The 22,261-nt window shown below is 69.4% G+C and carries 15 protein-coding genes; 6 read left to right on the forward strand and 9 right to left on the reverse strand.

The window, feature by feature from the left end:
- The first annotated feature begins 85 nt into the window (after positions 1-85).
- From Q0Z83_RS00705 to Q0Z83_RS00725, 5 genes are all read left to right on the forward strand, one after another.
- Positions 86-1,378, forward strand: coding sequence for a cellulose binding domain-containing protein (locus Q0Z83_RS00705; RefSeq protein WP_317791789.1), 1,293 nt, complete (start codon positions 86-88; stop codon positions 1,376-1,378).
- Between the two features lie 112 nt (positions 1,379-1,490).
- The gene (locus Q0Z83_RS00710) at positions 1,491-1,976 is read left to right on the forward strand and encodes a DUF7144 family membrane protein (RefSeq protein WP_317791790.1); all 486 of its coding nucleotides are present in this window, start codon (positions 1,491-1,493) and stop codon (positions 1,974-1,976) included.
- Entirely contained in the window at positions 1,976-2,872 is an 897-nt protein-coding gene (locus tag Q0Z83_RS00715) for a hypothetical protein (RefSeq protein WP_317791791.1), read from the forward strand. Before Q0Z83_RS00710 ends, Q0Z83_RS00715 begins: the two co-directional genes overlap by 1 nt.
- Before the next feature lie 94 nt (positions 2,873-2,966).
- Entirely contained in the window at positions 2,967-3,608 is a 642-nt protein-coding gene (locus Q0Z83_RS00720) for a hypothetical protein (RefSeq protein ID WP_317791792.1), read from the forward strand.
- A 4-nt stretch (positions 3,609-3,612) separates the two neighbouring features.
- The gene (locus Q0Z83_RS00725) at positions 3,613-8,256 is read left to right on the forward strand and encodes a DEAD/DEAH box helicase family protein (RefSeq protein WP_317791793.1); all 4,644 of its coding nucleotides are present in this window, start codon (positions 3,613-3,615) and stop codon (positions 8,254-8,256) included.
- 10 nt (positions 8,257-8,266) lie between these two features.
- Here the strand turns inward: Q0Z83_RS00725 and Q0Z83_RS00730 are convergent, their stop codons facing one another.
- Positions 8,267-9,352 (reverse strand): NaeI family type II restriction endonuclease, encoded by a 1,086-nt coding sequence (locus tag Q0Z83_RS00730; protein WP_317797399.1) that lies wholly within the window; start codon positions 9,350-9,352, stop codon positions 8,267-8,269.
- A 42-nt stretch (positions 9,353-9,394) separates the two neighbouring features.
- Positions 9,395-10,501, reverse strand: a complete 1,107-nt coding sequence (locus tag Q0Z83_RS00735; RefSeq protein WP_317791794.1) for a DNA cytosine methyltransferase — start codon at positions 10,499-10,501, stop codon at positions 9,395-9,397.
- Positions 10,502-10,554: 53 nt separating this feature from the next.
- On the opposite strand from Q0Z83_RS00735, the gene Q0Z83_RS00740 reads away from it, so the two are divergent.
- Positions 10,555-11,004 (forward strand): very short patch repair endonuclease, encoded by a 450-nt coding sequence (locus Q0Z83_RS00740; protein WP_317791795.1) that lies wholly within the window; start codon positions 10,555-10,557, stop codon positions 11,002-11,004.
- Between the two features lie 6 nt (positions 11,005-11,010).
- Here the strand turns inward: Q0Z83_RS00740 and Q0Z83_RS00745 are convergent, their stop codons facing one another.
- From Q0Z83_RS00745 to Q0Z83_RS55685, 7 genes are all read right to left on the reverse strand, one after another.
- Entirely contained in the window at positions 11,011-11,847 is an 837-nt protein-coding gene (locus tag Q0Z83_RS00745; RefSeq protein ID WP_317791796.1) for a DUF6339 family protein, read from the reverse strand.
- Positions 11,840-12,790, reverse strand: coding sequence for a hypothetical protein (locus Q0Z83_RS00750; RefSeq protein ID WP_317791797.1), 951 nt, complete (start codon positions 12,788-12,790; stop codon positions 11,840-11,842). Before Q0Z83_RS00750 ends, Q0Z83_RS00745 begins: the two co-directional genes overlap by 8 nt.
- Positions 12,790-14,727: a hypothetical protein gene (locus Q0Z83_RS00755; protein WP_317791798.1), complete on the reverse strand. Its 1,938-nt coding sequence runs from the start codon at positions 14,725-14,727 to the stop codon at positions 12,790-12,792. The genes Q0Z83_RS00750 and Q0Z83_RS00755 overlap by 1 nt, the downstream gene beginning before the upstream one ends.
- A 232-nt stretch (positions 14,728-14,959) precedes the next feature.
- Positions 14,960-16,756, reverse strand: coding sequence for a DUF1998 domain-containing protein (locus Q0Z83_RS00760; protein WP_317791799.1), 1,797 nt, complete (start codon positions 16,754-16,756; stop codon positions 14,960-14,962).
- Complete coding sequence (locus tag Q0Z83_RS00765; RefSeq protein WP_317791800.1) at positions 16,753-19,935, reverse strand: helicase-related protein; 3,183 nt, start codon at positions 19,933-19,935, stop codon at positions 16,753-16,755. The genes Q0Z83_RS00760 and Q0Z83_RS00765 overlap by 4 nt, the downstream gene beginning before the upstream one ends.
- Complete coding sequence (locus tag Q0Z83_RS00770) at positions 19,928-21,736, reverse strand: UvrD-helicase domain-containing protein (protein WP_317791801.1); 1,809 nt, start codon at positions 21,734-21,736, stop codon at positions 19,928-19,930. Before Q0Z83_RS00770 ends, Q0Z83_RS00765 begins: the two co-directional genes overlap by 8 nt.
- Complete coding sequence (locus Q0Z83_RS55685) at positions 21,733-22,233, reverse strand: DEAD/DEAH box helicase (RefSeq protein ID WP_396349893.1); 501 nt, start codon at positions 22,231-22,233, stop codon at positions 21,733-21,735. Before Q0Z83_RS55685 ends, Q0Z83_RS00770 begins: the two co-directional genes overlap by 4 nt.
- Positions 22,234-22,261 lie beyond the last annotated feature (28 nt).

Consider the following 22,261-nt stretch of genomic DNA (forward strand, 5'->3'; position numbering starts at 1 on the left):
AGGTTTTATCGCACGATTCCGACTATGGTGTGGGAGCGCTCCCGTTACGGTTCTTGTATTGAGAGATTTGAATAGGAGTTCGGAGATGAAGCGAAGAGCGCGTAGCCGCACCCTCCTCGGCGTGATCGTCGCCGCCGCGACCCTGCTGCTCGGCGCCGGGACGACGGTCCTGCTCAGCGGCACCGCGTCGGCCGAGTCGAACGGCACTCTCGCGGCGACCGCGGGTTGTGGGAAGAACCCGACACTGCGCGACGGGACCTACACCATCCAGAGTGGCGGCCGCGCCCGCACCTACATGCTGCGGCTGCCGTCCGGATACACCAGCAGCCAGGCCTACCGGCTCGTCGTCGGACTGCACTGGCTCAACGGCAGCGCCGCCGACGTGGTCGGCAACGGGTTCTACGGTCTGCAACAGCGTTCCGGCAACAGCGCGATCTTCGTGGCGCCGCAGGGCCTCGACGCGGGCTGGGCCAACACCGGCGGACGTGACGTGACCCTGGTCGACGACATCCTGCGGGCCGTCGAGAACGACCTGTGCGTCGACACGAGCCAGCGGTTCGCGCTCGGCTTCAGCTACGGCGGCGCGATGAGCTACGCGCTGGCCTGCGCTCGACCCACCGTCTTCCGGGCGGTCGCCCCGATCGCCGGCGCCAACCTCAGCGGATGCTCCGGAGTGTCCCAGCCGGTCGCCTACTTCGGCATCCACGGCACCCGGGACAGCGTCCTGAACGTCTCCAACGGCCGTAGCCTGCGCGACAGCTTCGTCCGGGCCAACGGCTGCGCGGCGCAGAACCCGCCGGAACCGGCGTCCGGCAGCGGCACCCACATCACCACCGACTACGCCGGATGCCGGGCCGGCTACCCGGTCCGCTGGGCCGCGCACGACGGTGACCACGTGCCGCTGCCGACCGACCGCAACTCCTCCACCTCCTGGGTGGGCGCCGAGGTGTGGCAGTTCTTCACCTCCCTCGGCAGTACCTCGCCGTCGAGCCCGGGGCCGGTCCCGAGCTCGTCCAGCCCGGGGCCGGTCCCGAGTTCGTCCAGCCCGCCCGTCCCCGGGACGGGATGCCGGGCCGGTGCCGTCGTCAACGCCTGGAACAACGGGCTGACCGCCGAGGTCACCCTCACCAACACCGGCAGCACCGCGATCAACGGCTGGAAGCTGGCCTTCACCCTGCCCGGCGGGCAGACCATCACCGGCGGGTGGAACGCCACCTACGCCCCCGCTTCGGGCCGGGTCACCGCGACCGACGCCGGCTACAACGCGGTCGTGGCCCCCGGGGCTTCGGTCAAGATCGGGTTCCAGGCGACCCACACCGGCGACAGCGGGGCGCCCACGGCGTACGCGCTGAACGGCACCTCCTGCACCACCGGCTGACGGTGACCGGGCCGCGGCGCAGTCATCCGTCAGGGATGGTGTCGCGGCCCGTCCGTCGGCGCGAGCATGGCAGGCCAGATGAGGGAGTCCGGCACGAGACGGGAAACCCGCAATGGCTGAGGAACGAAGCAGGGCGTGGGCGGGATGGATCGCCTTCGCCGCCGTGATCATGATCGTGAACAGTCTGATCAACATTCTCCAGGGCATGGTGGCGCTGCTCGACGACGAACGGGTGCTCGCCACACCCGATGGGTTCGTGCTGGTGGACATCACCTCCTGGGGTTGGGCGCTGGTGATCTTCGGCGGCGTGATGCTCATCGTCGGCGGGTTCCTGCTCATCGGTCAGTCCTGGGCCCGGTACGCCGCGGTGGTCGTGATCAGCCTGCACGCGGTGGCCCAGGTGGTGTCGATCGGCGCGTACCCGTTCTGGACGCTGCTGATGATCGCCCTGGACACGGTGGTGCTCTTCGGGCTGATCGCGCGCTGGGAGCCGGCCGCCGAGGAACTGCGCTACCAGAACGACCGGGTCGGCCCGGCCGGGCTCACCAACGGCGAGTTCCCGCACGAGGCGCCGTCGCACGGGACCCGTATCAGCTGATGGGCGCGCGAGCCCGGTCCGGGGTGCTCGCCGCACTACTGCTGTCCGGCGCCGTCGTGTTCCCCGGATTCGGGACGATCGACGGCGGCGGGCAGCTTCGCTTCCCCGGGTTCGGGACGATCGACGGCGGCGGGCAGCATCGCGAACACGAGCGGATCACCCGGGCCGCGCTCGCCTGCACCGCCGACGACAGCCCCGGCGACTGTCTGCGGCCGCGCTCGATCGACCAGCTCGCCGGGCACGGCAACGGCTTCGGCGCGGTCGGGGCCCCGGACCGTACCGAGGTGGCGGTGCCGGCCGCGCACTGCGACGACGCCGACTACCTCACCGGCGACTACCCGCAGACCCGCGACGACGCGACGGTCCACCTCACCGACTGCGTCGAGCACCTGCGCGGCCGGTTCCGGGAGGCGGTCGAACGCGCCGACGAACTCGTCGACGGGCACGGCCGGATCGTGGCCGCCGAAGTGAACCTGGACGGTGACTGCGCCTTCGACACGACCCGCGAGGAACGCGCCATGTGCACCACACTGGAAAGCCTGGGCCGGGCGCTGCACGGGGTGCAGGACTTCTATTCGCACAGCTCGTGGGCCGACGAGCCGGATCCGACCCGCCCGATCGGCCCGGCCAATCCGCGGGGCCGGGTACTGAACAACTTCCAGAAGGCCGTCACCGCAGCCGTCATCGAGACCCGTCACCAGTGGGCGGCCTTCGGCGATCAACTGCGGCGGGAGTACGGCCCACGCCGCGCCGCGACGATGACCTGCGCCCTGACCCGAGACGACCCGGCTGACGACTGCGCGCGCTCCGGCCGTACCATCGCCGCCCCGGTCCTGTTCGTGCTCTTGATCCTGGCCTCGACGGCGCTCCGAGGCCGTCGGCGTCGGCGGCCGTGACCGGCCCGATCATCGCGACGGTTCCGCGATAGCATCCACGCAGTGGTGCCGGCCGACTACGGTACCGACTGATCTCGGTGCCGAAAGGACCGCCTTGCCGAGGAACACGAACACCGACGAGCACCTGGACCTGCTGGAACGCCGATTGCAGCAGGCACTCGATCTGGTGCGGGACGCCAAGCGGACCGAGCAGACCGCGACCCGGTGGATGGGGACCTCGGCGGAGATCGGCAGCCTTCTCGCCGCGAGCCGCGACGCTCTCAGCGGAGTGCGGCAGGAACTGTTGGGTGGTGCCCGGACCGCCGTGCTCGGCTACCTGCGCCAACGGGTCGGGCAGCCGGTGACACCGGGCGAGTTGGAGGGCGTCTCCGGTATCGAGGAATGGACCCGCCGGCTGCGCGAGTTGCGGGGTGTCGGCTGGGAGATCGACGCTCTGGGCAACGGGCCGGGCCGGTCGTACCGGTTGCGAGCCGACCGGCTCGACGAATCGGTCGTCGACGACGACAAGCTGATCGCCCAGATCACCGGCGTCAAACCGAAGGACCGACTCATCGAGTTCCTCGTCAACGTGGCGCCCTGGCCGGTGGCCGCCGTCCGGCTGGAACGGGTGGCGCGGACCGCCTCGTGGCGGTCCGACCTGCAGGAACTGATCGACGAGGGCTGGCTGATCCAGACCCACGAGGACGACTCGGACATCCCGCCCGGCTTCTACCGCCTCGCCCGACTGGAGGACTGAGCCGATGTCGGCACCCGTCGACTGGCTGGGCTCCGACAGTGCCGTGGCCCGCCGGGTCACCGGGCTGTCGGAACAATGCCTGCGGGCCTACGTCGCACACCCCGGCCTGGTCGAGGAACACGCCAACATCGAGCGGTCGATCACCCAGGGCGGGTACGGACGACGCCAGCTCTACGAACTCATCCAGAACGGCGCCGACGAACTACAACGCGAACCGGGCGGCGGCATCCATGTCGTGTTGACGCCGAGCGCGTTGTACTGCGCCAACCGGGGCACCCCGATCACCGCGGAGGGCGCCGAGACGATCCTCGCCTCGCACCTGTCCCGCAAACGGGGCACCGAGATCGGTCGATTCGGTCTCGGCTTCAAGTCGGTGCTGTCGATCTCCGACCGCCCCGCGCTGTTCAGTCGCAGCGGCTCCTTCGGCTGGGACCGGCGCTACGCCGAGCAGACCATCCGGGCCCGCACCGCGACGACGGCACCCACCCCGGTGCTCCGGGTCGCCCGGCTGCTCGACGCCGACGCCGAACGCGCCGCCGACGCCGTACTGGACGATCTGATGTCCTGGGCGACCACGGTGATCCGACTGCCGCTGCTCGACGGACACGTCGAACGCCTCGCCCAGGACATCCGCACCTTCCCCAGCGACTTCGTGATCTTCTCGCCGCACATCGGCCGGCTGGAACTCGACGACCGCAGCGGCCCGGAACGTCACCGGCGGATCGTCACCGTCAGCGGCCACGGCATGGACCGCACCGTCACCGAGCAGAACGACGACGTCCAGCGGACCGTCGTGTGGAAGGTCTTCGAACGGATCCACACCCCGAGCCGGGAGGCCCGCCGCGACGCCGGCGAGTTCCACGACCGCGACCGGATCCCGCTGTCCTGGGCGGTGCCGATCTCCGGGGCGCACGGCAGCGGCGCGTTCTGGGCGTTCTTCCCGACCACCTACGAGACGACCCTCAGCGGCGTGCTCAACGCACCGTGGAAGACCAATGAGGATCGGCAGAACCTCCTCAAGGACAACAGGTTCAACGACGAGATCATGGCCGCGGCGGCCGAGCTGATCGTCGACTCGCTCCCGTACCTCAGTTCCGCGGAGGACCCGGCCCGGCACCTGCTGTATCTCACCGCCCGCGGGCGGGAGGCCCGCAACTGGGCCGACAAGGAACTCAGCACCGCGGTGTACCGGCTCGCCGCGACCCGACCGAGCCTGCCCGACCAGACCGGCCGGCTGCGCCCGCCCGCCGAGGTGCGGCTGCACCCACCCCGGATGGATCCGGCGTGGCTGGAACTCTGGCGCTCGGTGCCGGACCGGCCCGACGAGTGGTGTCACCACAGCGTCGAGGAGACCACCCGACGCTCGCGGGCCGAGCTCATCCTGGCCGGCGCGGCCCGCGGCGCCACGAAACCGCGGGTCTGGCTGGAGAGCGCCCTCACCGGCCGATCCGTGGCGGGGTCGGCGACGGCGTTGCGGATCGTGGCCGGCATGCTCGCCGCCGGCCACGCCGCCCTGGCCGAGGCACGTGCCGCGCGCATCGTGCTCACCGCCGGCAACGGCCTGGCGGCCCTCGACGATCAGGTGTTCCGTCGCACACCGGGGGAGCCCGAGGTCGAGGACCTCGTCTACGTCGACCGTCGACTCGACGACGACCCCGAGCTGGAGGAGATCCTAACCGCCCTGGGCGTGCACGAGGCCGACGCCGGCGGTCGGCTGATGTCCCTGCTGCAGAGCGGCCTCGACCGGCTCGACGACGCCGGTTGGCAGTCGTTCTGGTCGCTCACCCGCCGGATCGCCCCGACCGTGGTGCGTGACCTCCTCACCGCCGCGGACGCCACCGCCGAGGTGCGCGTGCGTACCGGCGCCGGCCGGTTCACCACCGTCCGCGACTGCATGCTTCCCGGCCGGGTGGTTCCGGCCGATGCGCCGATCGCCGTGGACATCGACTTCCACCGTGACGACGTGGCGTTGTTGAGTCTGCTCGGCGCCTCCGACGTACCGACGGCCGCGGTCGATCCGACCCGGGACGCCTGGTTCACGCAGTACCGCCGCGACATGGTCACCGACTTCTACGCCGCCCTCCCGGTCCAGATGAGTCGCCCCAACGAGCGCGGCATCAAGGTCACCGGGCCGCCGCCCGCCGGTCCACTGGGCGTCCTCGGCGAGCTCACCCCACAGCAGGTGGCCCTCTTCCTGCGGCACCTCCCGATCGAGGGTGTCGTGACGACCTGGCGGGCCTGGGCCGTCACCCGCGTCGACCGGAGCGTGCAGATCCGCTCACCATTGGTGTGGGCGATCCGCCGGTACGGCTACCTGCCGACGGCGTGGGGACCGTTACCCGTCGGCGAGTGTCTGAGCCCGACGTTCACCGGTGGTCGCGCGACGCTGCCGGTGGCCGAGATCGATCCGGGTCTGGCCACGGCGCTGCAACTGCCCACCGAGGCGGGAGAGATCGGCGCCGTCAGATGGCGGCGCATCCTCCGGCACGCCGAGAACGATCTGGACATCGAACCACTCGCCGAGGTGTACGCGGCCGCCAGCGCATACCTGCCGGCGCCGGCCCGGATCCGGTGCCTTCGCGACGGCGCCACGATCTTCACGGCACCGGGCGAGGTTGCCGTCGCGGTCGGCGCCACGCAATCGAGACGCCTCGCCGACCAGGGCATCCCCACCCTGCCGGCCTCGGCGGACGCGGCCCGGCAGCTGAGATCGGCATGGGGGCTGTCCGCTCTCGACGACGTGCTGACCACCGAGGTGCGGGCCGTCGCCGTGGGGGAGCCGGAATCGCTGGAGGAGATGTTCCCCCGCCTACGCTTCCTGCCCGGTCGGCCGCTGCAGGGCGTCGATCTGGTCGTCTGCAGCGAGCTCGAGGAACTGATCAGCGGCCCGAACGGCCGCCGCGCCCAACCCGCGACGACGCTGCGGGCCGGTGACGTCCTCTACAGCCGGGCCCCGTTCGACGACCTCACCCTGCTCCAGCGACTCCGGGCACAGGCCAGGCTCGAGCTCACCGACGAACAGTGCCGCCAGATCGTCGCCCACCGCGAACAGGCGCGCCGAGACTCCCGGCTGTCCCGGGTCCGGGACCAGGCCGACGACACCGACCGGCTGGTGGCCCTGCTCGGCGCGGCGACGCTGCGCACGCGGCTACCGGAACCCGTCCTGGACGCCGTCGCCCGCTCCGAAGGACCGTTGACCGACCGCGCGATCGGCAGCCTCGCCCTCGACGTCTTCGGCACCACCGCCCTGCGGGAATACCGCGGCGAACTGCAGCGCCTCGGATTCGACGTGCCCGAGCACTGGGCCGGCAGCCATCGTGCGCGACAGTTCGTCACCGACCTCGGCTTTCCCGCCACGTTCGCCGGGGAACGACACCTCACACTCGAGGCCTCGGTCGTGGTGGACGGGCCCGCCCACTTCCCGCCGCTACACGACTACCAGGAGCGGATGGTCCAGCGGATCCGGTCGGTCGTCACCGCCCGACCCCCACGACGAGGCATGCTGTGCCTGCCGACCGGCGCCGGAAAGACCCGCACCGCACTGCAGGCGCTGATCGAATCCATGCGGGCCGGCGAACTTCGCCGATCCACCCCGATCCTGTGGATCGCGCAGTCCGAGGAACTGTGCGAACAGGCGGTACAGAGCTGGCAGTCGGCCTGGCGCAGTCTCGGCGGCAACGCCTCGCTGACGATCAGCAGACTCTGGTCACGCAACGAGGCCGATCCGGTCGCCACCGGCTTCCATCTCGTCGTGGCGACCGACGCCAAACTCGCCTCCGTCGTCGACGATGACGACTACGCCTGGATCCGAGAGAGCCAGTGCGTCCTCATCGACGAGGCACACACCTCGCTGAGCAGCCGGTACACCGCGGTCCTGGCCTCGCTGGGCATCACCCCGCACCGCACCCGATGCCCGATGATCGGACTGACCGCCACACCCTTCATCGGCTCCAACGCCGCCGAGACCGAACGCCTGACCAACAGGTACCAGAAGAACCGGCTCGACTTCACCGCCGAGGGAGTCGAGATCCTCGGCGAACGCCCGTACCTGACCCTGCAGAACGACGGCATCCTCGCCCGCGTCGAACATCGCGAGCTGCCCGGCGCGACACTGCACCTCTCCGAGCAGGAACACGCCGACGCCAGCACCTATCGCCGCCTGCCGGACAGCGCCGAGATGCGACTGGCCGCCGACCGCGACCGTACCGCCATGCTGGTCAAGGAGATCGCCGCCCTGCCCGAGGACTGGCCCGTCCTGGTCTTCGCGACGTCCGTCGAACACGCCTACGTGCTGTCGGCGCTGCTGAACAGGCGTGGGGTCCGGTCGGCGACGGTCACCGGCTCGACCGACCCCGGCCTGCGGCGACAGAGCGTCCGCCGCTTCCGGGAGGGTGAGATCCGGGTCCTGACCAACTACAACGTCCTGACCCAGGGATTCGACGCACCGGCCACCCGCGCCATCGTGGTCGCCCGACCCACCTACAGCGCGAACGTGTACCAGCAGATGATCGGTCGAGGGCTACGCGGTCCCCGCAACCGTGGCAAACCGGAGTGCCTCGTACTCGACGTGGCCGACAACATCACCCACTTCGGAGCCGAGCCGGCCTTCCGTGACTTCGAATACCTGTGGAAGCCGGGCGGCCGCTAGACGACCCGGATCACCCGTTGTTGCCCTGGCTGGGCAGGGTCGGGGCGGCGACCACCGGATCGCCGGCACGGGCGCGTCGCCACCGCCCTCCGTCGATCTCGGTGTGCGGCTCGGGATCCGCCGGGAGCCAAGGGCTCAGACGGACACTCACGAAACGACCCAGCGTCGGGGCGGGCAGCCCGAGTTCCTCGGCCATCCGCGGATGCGGCGCGTAGTGACCGAAGATCACGATCCCCTCCGACTGCAGTCGCCGTCGGGCGTCGCGGACCCGTTTGGCGCTGTCGACCTGCTGGGCGGCGGTGAGCACGGTGGCCCGGTTGATCAGCTCACCGGTCAACTCCCGGAACAGGTTGGTCACCGCCGTCTGGCCGTGCGTGGCGTAGGCGATGAGCTCGAGTTTCCGTGGATCCCCGATGTGCAGGAGAGTGTTCTTGACCAGGTCGACACCGGGGTGGATCCAGAGGATGCGATCACGGCCGCTGTCGTTCAACCGGCGCTTGCCGTCCCGCTGCCGGCCCGGCGGCCGCAGCACCGCCTCGCTGATCCGGACCAGTCCGGCGGCCCAACGGGCGGTGTACTCGTTGGCCCAGACGACGAGCGCGATCTTGTCGCCACGGCTGTACATCTCCTGGGGTATCTCCCAGTCGTACAGGTTCAGCGACCACTTGCAGTCGACGTCGACCCCGGCGATCCGGTAGTCGAGTTCCTCGCCGTCCTGGAAACCGAACTCCCGCTGCAGCCAGATCTCGACGAGCGTACCGACGTGGGTCTTCTCGGTCTTCAACAGCTGGGTGTAATCCCACCGGCCGGTGCGCTGACCGTCATAGATCTGGTCGAGGGCCTCCCGAATCGCGTAGCCCATCCGAACACCGGCCGGGTCCTCCGCCAGGATCGCGGAGCGCACCGCCCAGATCTCGGGGTCCGCCTCACGCGTCGGCGGTTCGGCGCCGGTGTGCGAATCCCACGGACCCGTCGCCGAACGTGGCATGCCGGTCTGCGACGGGCGAGCCGGCAGCACCCGGGTCCGGTGCTCGCGAAGCGTTCGGGGCGCCCATGCCCAGTCTCCGTGGTCGCCGAACAGATCACCCTGAACCATCGACACGTCGGCAGCTTGGCAGAGCGGGTGAGCCCTGTCGAGTCAGTTCAGATATCCCTTGAGGTGCTTGGCGATGGCCGCCGCGAGACCGGACGGGACGGCGTTACCGATCTGCTTGGCGATCTCCGTCTTCGAACCACACCACAGGTAGTCCTTCGGGAAATCCTGCAGCAGCGAGGCCTCGTAGTGGGTGATCACCCGGTTGACCCGACGATCGGGATGATCGGCGTCCCACTGCGGATGCAGATACTGGCCCTTCTCCGGCTTGAAGAACTCGGTACGGATGGTCAACGACGGTGCGTCCCACCGCATCCGACCCATGACGTCGGTCGTACCGGTCTTCTTCTCCCGCCAGCACCGCGACAGCAGATGATCCGGCAGATTGAAACGGCCCCCGCCGGGCGGGATGTGGTCATACCGCTCCAACGACATCGCCGTCGGCTGCCTGCCGAAGTGGATGTCGTTCGCCTTGAACTCGCCACGGATCCGCTGCCCGAAATACTCCGTCATCGAGTCCGGCAGCTCGGTCGTGGTGGGGTGCGGATCGATCCAGGAGATCCGGCTGCGCACCGTCTCCCACGGCCGCAGGTCACCGGTCGGAACCTTGGCGTGCGTCGGTTGCGGCAGGGGGATCTCGCCGATGCGGGAACCGATCACGATCGTCCGCGGCCGACGCTGCGCGACACCGTAATCGGCGGCCAGCAGTACGCCGTACGAGAGCTGGTAATCCTTGATCATCCCGTGGTCGGCCTCCTCCAGCAGCAGCTGGAACTCCGACGCCCGGGAGAACCGCTCGACGTTCTCGATGACGAACACCTGCGGACGCGCGTGCACCACGAACCGCAGATACTCCTTCCACAGCTTGTTGCGCGGGTCGTCGACGTCCTTGCTACCCAGGTTCGAGAAGCCCTGGCACGGCGGACCGCCGATGATCACCTGCGCCTGCGGGATCTGCTCGTCGGGGATGAGTGTGATGTCGCCCCAATGGGTGTGTGACTCACCGAAGTTCGCCGCGTAGGTGGCGGCGGCCGCGAGATCCCACTCCACGGACATCACCGGGCGAAAGTCCTCACGGCGGAATCCGACGGTCATACCGCCACATCCGGCGAACAGGTCGATCATGCTCAGGCGGTCACTCACCCGCGACATGTTAGTCCCCCCTGGTCTTTGAGCAAGGCTGCCACACGGGTGAGATGGAACGCATGTCCGAAAGCTCGTGGGCGTCGTCGGCCGGTGTCCGGAAGTCGATGCAGGCCAATACCGGCCGTGACACCAAGCCGGAACTCGCGCTGCGTCGCGCGGTGCACTCCCGGGGCCTGCGATATTTCGTCAACCGACGCCCGATCAAGGCCGTCCGTCGTACCGCCGACCTGGTGTTCCCCCGCATCCGGCTGGCGGTCTTCCTCGACGGCTGCTTCTGGCACGGCTGTCCGACTCATCACACCGTCGCCAAGACGAACGCCGCCTTCTGGGCCGACAAGGTCGCCACGAACCGACGCCGGGACCTGGAGACCAACACCAAGCTCACCGAGGCGGGGTGGACCGTCGTGCGGATCTGGGAACACGAGGCGATCGAGCAGGCCGCCGACCGGATCGTCGAATCGGTCGCCGACCTGCGTCGAGTCCCGTCACCACCGGACCGCGCCGACTGAACCCGGCTACGTGTCCCGACCCATGGCGGCGTACTGCCGGCCGCGTTCGGTGATCGCCCGCCCACCGGCCAACGACGACGCGGTCGTGTCGGCGGCCGCGGGGCCCCGCAACGGCACCTCCCAGTCGGCCGGCACGAGGACGAACTCCCGCACCCACGCACCGTAGGCGCGGTGGTCGTCCTGTTGGAGATCGGTCTCCAGCTCCGGTGGGCTCCCGGCCATCGCCAGGTTCAACACCCGAGCGAGGTCGCGGATCTCCCGAGAGCTGCCGACGATCTCCTGACCGGCCGGCACCAGGTCGTCGATCAGGGCCACCGCCAGCGAACGGCACCGGACCAGCGTGCGATGCAGCAGATTGTGCGGTACGTCCTGACGGGAGAAGGCCCGTTCGACGGGCGAGTAGTCGGGGCCGTTGCGGAAGAGTTCGGCACCCCACCACAGCCGCATCAGCGCCTGCTTGTTGATCTGGCCGTGCCAACGGTCCTCGGTCGGTTTCTCGCCGGCGCCGGCCCACCGCCACACCACGTAATCGCTGTACCGGATCGCGAGCCAGGACCAGAGATCGCGGTCACCGGCCTCGGCGCGGGTCAGCCGCAGGGCGTAGTGCAGCCGGGGCGCCAACCAGCTGTCGCTGGCCGCCCGGTCGCCGCGTTGATCGAGGTCGGCGAACCGGTCCCGGAACCGCCTCATCAACACGTCGATGACGGTGAGATCGATGGTCGACCCGTCCGAACGGCGGATCGGCTCCTGATGCTCATCCGGCTCCTCGACCCGCCGGACGAGCCGGTCGCGCAGATCCGCCGGGATCCGATGCTTGAACCGGCACAGGATCGGCTCAGCCATGGGACACCTCCTGAGACGCGGTGGTCAGGGCGTCGAGGGAACCGGTCAGCGTGTCGACGGCCGCGTCGATGCGGCGCCAGAGGTCGGCGTTGCCCAGCGGATCGTCGCGCTGGGCGACCAACTGCTCGTACAACTCGTCGACGCCGGCGATGCCGATCATCTGATCCGCGACGGCCTGGCACACCTGCCGGTACAACGCGGTGGCCGGAGGTTGAGGCGGCTCGTCACCGTAGGAGACCACCTCGGCGGCGGCGGCCCGGAACAGCGCCGAGGTGGCGTTACGGGCGATCGTCGTACTGAGGATGTCGCGCAGCCGACGGCGTTCCAGCTTGGCATGGTTGTTGTCGAGCAGCGCCTGCAGACCGGGCACACCCGCGTTCAGCCACAACCGCGGCTCGCCGGTGACGTCCATGAAGGCCAGGGCGTCCGGGGTCTGCCGAGCCGCCGCGGGCGCGGCCGACGAGTTGAAGTCCGCCCAGGACATCGCGAACGGCGGGGCACCGGGCGGGACGGGCGCCTCCCGATGATCCAGGACCACGGTCCAGGGATCGCTCGAGCCCACGACCCGTCGACGTCCGGCCACGTCGCCGCCGACCTCCGCCGCGACGGTGAAGCCACCGGCCACGGCACCGCGCACGACGGTGATCCGTCCGACCAGAGAACCGTCGGCGGCCGTCAACGGGAACGGGAGCCGGGTGTTGGTCGCCGACGAGGAGACCATGACGTAGCCGGTCAGCCGGTCGACGCCGGTCGGCATCGCCTCGTCCGTCGAGAGGACGACCTCGCACTCGAACGACTCCCACGTCGACATGCCGTCCAGCCGCACCCGGTAGTGACTGTCGTCGATCAGATCCGCGGGCAGCGGCCGGCCGTCGAGGTGGACGTCGGTCAACCGGCATCGAAGCGGGGCCGTGAAGGTCGGCCACGGGTAACGAACGGTCATCAGGCGTCCTCGTCGGTCGGGGCGAGCAGCGGGCCGGGCTTCTGCAGGATCACTTCGACCGCTGCCTCCGCCGCCGGGATCGGCAGGTCACGAGTCGATCGACCGTGCAGCGTCACCTTGGCGAAACGGCCGCGCGGAGTCGCCTCGATCCGCAGCCCGCCGTCGACCAGCGCACCGGCACCGTCCTCGATCAGAAGGGAGTCCCAGTCGACCACCGCGCGTCTGCCGTCGAGGCCGACGAACGCCAGCACCGGTCGTAGGTTCCAACCTTGCGGCCGGTTCTTGGCGCGGACGGTGAAACGCACGTTCCACCGTCCATCCTCGACCCGCCATTCGGTCAGGTCGATCTCCGGCTTGTGCGGTGCGCCGCCGGCCCCGCCGGATCCGCTCTCGGACCGCAGGAATCGCAGGTGCCGCATGAGCGACTCCGGAGGCGCACCGGTACGCGGCGGCGGCGCACCGAACAGACCGTGCAGGGCCGCGGCGACACCCTTCTCGATGCCCTGCAGATTCGGCACCCACGGTGCGATGTAGTGCGCCGTCAGGTTCGCCTGGGAGGCCTGACGACGTCCGGTACCGGGCAGCCAACGATCGTGCGCGGGCGGCTCGGCGAACCGCAGGAAGTCATCGGCCCACAGTTCCTCGGCGGTCGGCCCGCCCGGGTGGATCGCCGCACCGGCGAGCAGGAACGCGTGATACGTGTGGCCGTCGAAGGGCCGGTCGAGGGTCTGCACGATCATCTCCGGCCGGCGCAGCAGGCACACCCGGTTCTCGAGGGTGTCCTTCTGGTCGTCGGACAACGTCACCACGAGTTTCGCCTGGTGCACGAACGACTGGTGCCGGTCGCCGGTGCGCCGCCGCGGTACCGTCACCGGCACGTCGCGCACCACCACCGTGTCCGGTCCGGTGAGCTCACCGTCGATCTTCCCGGCGTCGAAACGACGAAGGGCCCGGACGAGTTCGGTGTACGTCTCCTCCGGATCGACGGCCTTCTCCGAGACGACCGTGTCGTTGTCGATCACCTCGATGCGTACCCGCAGACCACCGCGGGTCAGCAACGGCCAGAAGTTCTCCTCCACACCCTCGCGCAGATCGTGGGCCATCTCGGTCAGCTCCTCCAGCCCGTTCAGCCCCCGCTGCGGCTGATCCGGGTCGTAGAAGCCCAACAGCAGCGCGGTCGTCCCCGGCCGGGCGTCGGCACGGTTCAAGTGCAACGCGTCGACCAACTCGAAATCGTTCCAGACCGAGCCGACGTGACCGTTGGGATAGGCCCGACCGAAGTAGCCCCGACCCTCGTAACCCATGTCGCGGTAGCTGTGCAGCACACCCTGATTGACCCCGAACACCCGGTTCTGGGTGAAGCCGCCGACCGCGTCGGACGGGGCCAGCACCGAGTTGAACAACACCGTCTGCAACCGGGAGAACCGCCAGTAGACGGCCTTGCCCAGCCCGAACGAGCCACCCGCGGCCTTGTCCTTGCCGCTGAACAGGTCGAGCCGGCACAACTTGATGAAGTTGCCGAAGTCGTCGGAGGACAGACCGTCCTCGGCGAACTCGGGCCCGGTCAGGCCACGACATCCGTAGTCGGCGACGCGCAGCAGCACCAGCGAATCCGTCTGCTCGAAGGCCTCCAGCCCGGCCCGGATCTGACCGGCCGTCACGGCGCCGCGCGCCGCCTCACCCATCGCCTGCAGATGCGCCTGCAGATCGGACCAGCCGAGCGTCGTCAGGAACGCGTCACGCGCGGCACCGGTCAGGCGGATGAAGCTGTAGACGAGTTCGGCGGGCTGTGCTCCGGCGCGTGCGTCGTTGGCGTTCTGCGCGCTCTCCCGGGCCAACGACACCAGACCCGCGTTGACCGTCCACTGATTGGCGTTGCCGAAGTTGCCGTACGCGGGGCTCTGCCGATTCCACTGCCATGCCGCAGACTGCGTCACAGGACTCCTCAACACTCCTCGACCCGGTGGATGACGACGGGCGCTCTTCGAGAACGGCACGGCCGTCCGGGGACGGACGTCGTGCCGGAACCATCGGTCGGCAGCCGGTCGCTGTTGAGCCCCTGTCGTCGAAGACACGAGTATGCACCGCAACGGCTCCGGAACACGGTCATCGGGGACGAGATGTGCATCGGCGGACACCTCGATCGAGGTGTCCGCCGATGTGGTGTCGTCAGGAGAAGAAACCGAGCTCGGGTTCGGCGGGCCAACCGAGCACCAGCCCACGGTCCAGCAGCGTGTTGTTGTGCTCGCAGCTGGTCTCCGGTAACAGACTGCAGGCGTGACAGGCCGCCAGGTTGAGGCTGTCGGAACCGGCGGCGTCCGCCTCCATGCACAGCGGGTCGGTCGAGCACCACTCCGCCCGTCGCAACGCGGCCGCCAGCGTGTGTTTCAGCCGCTCCGGCTCGCCCTGCCGGACGATGCCGCCGAGGCTGCCGGCGGAGTCACTGGTGGCGGTGTAGATGAGGATGCCCGCCATCTCCGGAGAGGTGTACAGCCGCTCCCGCATCGCCGAGGCCGGATAACCGGAGTCCAGGCTCCACTCGTTGACCAGCAGGTGCGCCAGCGTGTGGATCATGATGGAGCGAGCCGTGACCGGGGAGACCGGAGCCGTCTTGCCGGCCGCCTCGGCCCGACGATCGAGCAGCCTCTGATGGTTGCCGATGATGCCCGCGGCCCGCTTGCGAACCTCCGGGCGCTCCTCCCACTCGGTGAGCCTGCGCTCCGAGAGCCGCAGGAACACCCCCTCGCCGACCACCTCCATCGCCGGCAGCCAGTCCATCTCACCGACCGACAGCTCGCCCCGCCGGGACTCGGCGTCCGCCGGACCCGGCGGCTCCACCCGGGTGAAGGACTGCAACACCCGCACCTCGCGCAGCCGGGTGACGAGCATGACCTGATCCAACTGCGGGACCGGTACCGCCTCGGCGGGCCGACATTCGAAGTCGGGCTTCTCGTCGGTCTGCTCCTCGACCGTCGGCGAGCAGAGCTGCTCGTACTCCTCACGCTTGAGGGAGAGATCGAGGTCCTGGTCGGGCACCGGGTTGCCCTTCTCCAAGGCCTCCCGGCGGCGGACCGCATCGATGATGTGCTGTACGGTCACCGACCCCTTGACGAGTTTGGCCTTGATCGCCTGCCGTTCGATCGTGGCGTCGTCCTCGTCGCGCCACATCTCGAAACGCGACTCGATGATCCGCTGCAGGCCCGTGGACCAGGGTGGAATGGCCAGCGAGGATCGGACGATGCCGAACCAGGCCGCCGAGGAACCACGCTGCAGGGTCCGCGGGAGCCGCTCGCAGCCGGTGACCTTCGCAGCGCCGCGCAGCCACGGCCGGCCGCCGTAGCACTTGATACCCAACTGTCGCAGCTCGCTGCGACGGAACGCGCCCTCCATCGACCCCTTGGCACCACAACCGCAGACCAGCTGGATCGACCGCAGCGAGGCGGTCCGCCCGGTGGTGATCATCCGCATGTCCTGGTCACAGGGCCCGCTCTTGGCGCCACGGTGGATCCAGGCCCGATAGGGGAAGTCGTTGAGGTGGCCGTCGTCGCAGGCGACGACGAAACGCGACGGGATGAGAGTGCCCTCGCCGCACGGACATTTCGAATCGCTCGCTCGGAACTTCCAGTAGGGCTGCAGCAGGTTGCAGTTGCCCGATCCCTGACAGGAGTAGAACTCGGGGAACCGTCGCAGGCCCGCCGTGAAATAGGCGCTCTCCGCGGGCGGCAGGTACAGGTAGTCGACGCCCAGTGCCCGCTGGATACGGGGTTCATGAACCTGCTGTTCGGTGTTGGGTCGCCAGTCCTCGAGGCCGGCGACGATCCACGACGCGTCGTCGATGGCGATCATCGAACCCACGCCGTACGTTGTGATCATCTGTGCCCGGCGTGCGCTGCCGATCGGTTTCGGGGCGGGTCCGGCGGCACTGCGGCCGGCGCGCGGCGTCCGTGAGCGTCCAGGCATCGTCATCGTCCTTCCCGCGGGATCATGTTCGTCTCGACGTCCACGTCGCGGAGACTGTTCATCGTCCGGAACGAGTGCGGCAGATCGTCGTCGTCGAAATTGCACAGCAGCGCCGCGTACTCCGACCGGGGTTTGGTGTCGAACTTGGCTCTGCGCTGGTCGTAGACCAGCCGGTCGTTGCGGTCGAGCAGCTCCTGCCAGCGCACCAGGACCCAGTCCAGGTCCTCCCTGGTCCCCTGGAGCTCGTCCGGGGCGACGGCGGCGACCCGGGCGAGGATGCGCTCCGACAACTCGCGGAGCTTCGGCTCGAGGTACGGCAGGTCCTTGGCGGCGGCGTTGGGGCGGGCCTCCCGATGCATCACGCGGGCCGCGCTGACCAGTACCGCGTGCAGGGCGCGATCTCGGGCGCGGGCCGAGAACGGCGTCACGCTCGTGGACTCGACCTGGCGGTACAGGGCGGAGTGGTAGGAACGGAACCGTTCGTAGTGCGACCGGTCCCGCGAGCGTGCGGCGTTGTACAGCATGACGACCAGCCCCGGATACCGTCGGCCGACCCGGCTGGTCGACTGGATGTACTCGGCGGTCGTCTGGGGCTGACCGGTCACGGCCATCAGCCCCAACCGGTCGACGTCGACGCCGACCGAGATCATGTTGGTGGCCAGCACGACCCGCAGTGCGTCCTCGTGCGGGTATCTGGTGTCGAGGTCACGCAGCCGCTTCGGGATCTCCGAGGCCGCCACCCGACTGGTCAATTCACTCTGGAGGAGCTCCGAGGGCTCCTCGTCGCCGGTGAGCAGCTGGATACGTTTGACGACGTCGTCGTTGACCTGCAGCTCCGCGGAGGCCAACAGTCGCAGGCTGTTGAAGTAGCCCAGCAGCGTCCAGTACGCGTCACGGACATCGCCCTTGCCCTCGACGGTGGCGGCGTGGTGCAGCAGGGCGGCGTAGGCCCGGATCAGCAGACTCGCCTGGCTGCTTCCGGGGGCGAACAGACCGATGTATCGACGTGACGGCTTGCGTTCCGGTGGTGCCTGCACGGCGAACCAGGAGTCCCGGGAGTCCAGACCCGAGGGCGGGAACTGGTGCACCGCACGGTCGAACAGCGCCCGCCCCTGGTCCTGCGCGCGACGGATCGTCGCGGTGGAGGCGATCACCTTCGGGCGTTGCGCCGCGATGTCGAGAACGGTCTCGTAGAGGCCGACCAGGGTCCCGAGCGGTCCCGAGATCAGGTGCAGCTCGTCCTGGATGATCAGCTCCGGCGGCGGCGTACCGGCCGGAGTGCCATCGCTGCGGTTGAACAGCGCCGCGGGCTCCTCCTTCCAGGCCATCTGGGCGAACTTGTCCACGGTGGCGATGATCAGCGTCGGCCGGTGGTGATAGACGGCGGCGTCGATGAGGTGGACCGGCAGCCCCGACTGGAAGTGGCAGTCGGTGTTGCCGCAGGCGACGATCATCCGCCGGGCGGCGTGGTCGACGCGGTAGTTGAACGCGTCGATGTCCACACCGCACCAGGCGCATCGGCGCAGCTGTACCGGGTTCTCGGTGGCCAGGGTGTTGCCGGCCCGAAGTTTCTTGAGGGCGGCCTCGGCGTCCTCGAGGTGGTTCGGCGTGGCGCTGCGGCCGACCCACATGCCGATGGAGATCTCGTCGCCCGGCATGTCGTCCTGCTCCTGACGCAGCCGCTCCATGGCGCAGATCAGGGTCGTCGCGCGTTCGAACTGCTGCAGGGTGAGCAGCCGGAGGGTGTACCGCATCAGGATCGTGACGCCGGCACCGAGCTCGGCGTTGCGGATCCGCCGGAGGAAGACGGTGAACGCGACCAGACCCAGATAGGCCTCGGTCTTCCCGCCGCCGGTGGGGAACCAGAGCAGGTCCGCGACGCCGCGGTCGTCATGCTCCGGGTCGGCGATGCCGCGCAGGCAGAGCAGCAGGAAACCCAGCTGGAACGGGTACCAGCGTCCGAGGGAGAGGTTCTCGTCCTGGTCGCCGTCCTTGAGCATGACCGTACGGGCACGCTGCATCGCCATCGCGTGGTTGGCCAGCCGGAACGCCCGCATCACCCGCGGGTCCGCGGCCAGCAGATCGATACCCGCGTCCATCCGGTCGTGGGCTTCGCGGCACTGGGCGGCCTGCTCGCCGGCCACTGAGGCGAACGGGGTGCCCGCCATCCCCCTCGCCTCGGCCTCCCGATCCTCGACCCAGGCCCGGTATCCGGCGACCAGGGCACGCAACGTCGCGATCACCGTGGCGTCGTCACCGCGCGCCAGATCGATCATGCGGAGACCGGTCGTGTCGATCTCCGGGTTGCTCTCGGCCAGCAGCACGTCGTACCGCGGTGTGAACGAGGACCAGACCGCGGTGACCGACCGCGGCTCACCCGGATCGTCGGCCTCGACATGCTGCGGATCCCAGTCGACGGCACAGCCGTGACCGGTGGCGAACGTGGGGGAGTGGTGGTAAAGCATGGCGGCCAGCAGCGTCTCGTCGTCGTCATCGGCCGCCGGACGGGTCTGCTCGATGATCATCGGCTGCCGGGGATCGGTGTCCACCCGCAGGCCGCACTGGAAGAAACACCACTGGTCACGCAGGACCAGGCCCTCGCCCGGATGGTTGTTGACGAGGGTGACGGTGACGGCGATGGCGTCCCGGCCGCCACCGACCGGGCGGACCCGGACACGGATCTCCAGACCCGGCACGACCTCGTAGGTCCGGCCCGATCCGGGGTGCAGATCGATCGCCACGGCGGTCTCGACCGGCAGCCTGCGCCATCGGACCTTCGAGTCCTCGATGGAGCGGGCCTCCGCCATCTCGGCCTCGACCGGGTTGCCCGCCTCGTCGATCGGCTGATAGGTGGCCCCGGTGACGGTGATCGTCGCGGTCGTGGCCCGGGGGTGGACGGCGAAACTCAGACCCATCGACGACGGGTTCTGGACGTTGGCCAGGGAGACCCCGCTGTCCGGCTGCTCGTCGACGTCGCTCTCGGCGCCGCCGAGGTCGAAGTCCTTCTCCGCCGACTCCTCGACCGCCTCGTCGTGACGACGCTGCGGGTAGAGGACACCGGTGAGGTAGGTGGTCGCGGGCGGGTCGGTGAGGATCTCGTGTTCCTCGGCTGGGCCGAGCACATCCTCGACGAGTCGCCGGGTGAGGGTGTCACGGAATGCGAAATGCTCGGTGAAGTCACTCATCTGCGGTGTCCCCGTCCTCCCATTGGAACCAGGTCAGTCCGGTCAATCGGGGGGCGAGCCACGCCCCGTGGTTGCCGAGGCCGAAGCGCTTGCCCGCGGCGGTGCTGCCGAAGACGGTCTCGACGTCGTCGACCCGGCACTGGGTGATCGCGTGCGGCCATCGCGCGTCGGGACGCGGTTCGCCGCGGTCGAACAGGTACGCCGACAGAGCCTCGCGGAACGCCGTGGAGACCACGCCGATGGGGCGACCGTCGTGCCGGACGACGTACATCGGCGCCGGTAGCTCGTCCGCGGGCTCGGTGTCGGCGCGTTCCAGAGTCACGCTATCGCCCGGCCGTACCCGTCGGGCCAGGTATAGCTGCAGTTCAGCAGGGTCGTCGGTGAACACGGCGGTGCCGGCGGGCAGGTCGGCACTCACATCGCCGGGCTCGACGGCCAGCCCGTACCGGCCGCGATGCCTGCGGAAGTGGTAGCGGGCCCACCGCCCGTTCGCCTTGCAGCGTTTGACGTGTAGCGGGCCGCCCGACGCGATCGCCTCCAGGCGGAAGAGATCCTCCCGGCTGCGGGTCATCGCCATGTACAGCAGTCGGGCCTCGTCCAGGGCGTCGTGATGATCGCGGGCCGGGTTCTCCAGGATGAAGACGTGGTCGTATTCCAGCCCCTTGGCACGGTGCATGGACGACACCGAGACGACGGGCTCGGCGGCCGGGTCGGGCAGCAGCCGATGCCGTCCGGAGGCGAACGCGGTGCGCAGCCGATCGAGGTCGACGCGGTTCGACCCGGCACCGGCCGCGCCACGCAGCGCGGCCCAGGCGAGCGCGGAGTCGGTGGCCCCGGTGCCGGCGCGGAAGGTGTCCTCGTCGATCGTGCGCCCGTCGTGGCGGAGCAGATCGGCGACCCAGGCGGGGAAGCCGACCTCCCCCGCCCGGCCCTGCACTCGGTGGGGCACACCGGCCTCGTGCAACTCGGCGGAGACCTGTAGGACCTGACCGTTGTCGCGGCACAGGACCGCCGAGGTGCCCCCCTGGTGGGCGAGACCTCCGGCGATCTCACCGACCGTTCCGACGCAGAGCAGGTCGAGGAACCGGTGCCGGATCGATCGGATGGTCTGCTCGGCGACCTCGGACGTCCGGAGTTCGACGCCGCAGGCGATCAGAGCCGGTTCGCGGGGCTTGCGGGCCCGGAAGTCACGGCTGAGAGCCGTCTCCTCGAGGTCGTCGGCGTAGGTCGCACGCAGCCAGGTGAACACGTCACCCTCGGCGGTGCCGGCGCGCTGCTGAAAGCGGTAGATGGCCTGGGCCGGATCCCCGACCACGGTGAAACCGCAGTCCAGAGCGGTCAGTAGGGCACGAACCATGTCCTGGCGGGCACCGACGAGGTCCTGGACCTCGTCGAGTAGGACGTGCCGGATCCGGTGGGTGTAGTGCTCGGTGTCGCCCTGCGCGAGGGCCGTCGTGGCTTCGGCGATCCGCTCGTCGAACGTCCAGTGGCCCCACTCCTCGTCGGAGTACGTGTTCCGCAGCAGGTCCAGCGCCCAGGCGTCGAAGGTGCGGACGTCGACGAGGCGGGTCCGCCCCTGCGTCCGTTTCGCGAGTTCGGCGACCGCGGCGCGGGAGAACGAGAGGGTGAGGATCTCGTCGGGTGCGAGGCCCTCCTCGAGGAGGTGCTCGATCCGGCGTACGACGGTGAAGGTCTTGCCCGTACCGGCCGGAGCGATCAGCAGCGTGCGGGAGTCGACGGGCTGGCGGATGACACTCAGCTGCTCGTCGGTCGGTTCGTCGGCGACCGGTGGCGTGCTCATGCCGTGTGCCACATCTGCTCGAAGTCGGTGAACGCGAGTTTCTGCTCGTAGTTGATGACGTTGTCCTCCACGTTGAGGATCAGGCACTCGTCGGTGCCGTTGTTCCGCGGACCGCGCAGCCCTCGGCCGATCATCTGCTGGTAGACGTTGGGGCTGTAGGTCGGTCGGGCGACGACCACGGCCCTGGTGGCCGGGGCGTCGAAGCCCTGGTGCAGCACGCCGTAGTTGGTCAGCACCTTGATCTTGCGGTTCTTGCCGAACTGATCGATGATCTGCTGCCGCCGGGTCGTCGGCGTCTCGCCGTCGACCGAGGCCGACGGGATGCCGTGGTCGTTCAGGACCGCGGCGAGGAAGTGGGCGTGGCTGACGGACGTGGCGAAGACCAGCACCGGTCCCAGCTGTTCGACCCGGATGAGCGCTTTGATCAGGGACTCGTTGCGTGAGTGGTCCTCGGCCAGCCGCCGTTCCGCCTCCTTGGGGAGAAGACCGGGAACCATCTCCACCCGGCGCAGCTCGTCGTCGGTC

The sequence above is a fragment of the Actinoplanes sichuanensis genome (genome assembly GCF_033097365.1).
Taxonomy (GTDB): domain Bacteria; phylum Actinomycetota; class Actinomycetes; order Mycobacteriales; family Micromonosporaceae; genus Actinoplanes; species Actinoplanes sichuanensis.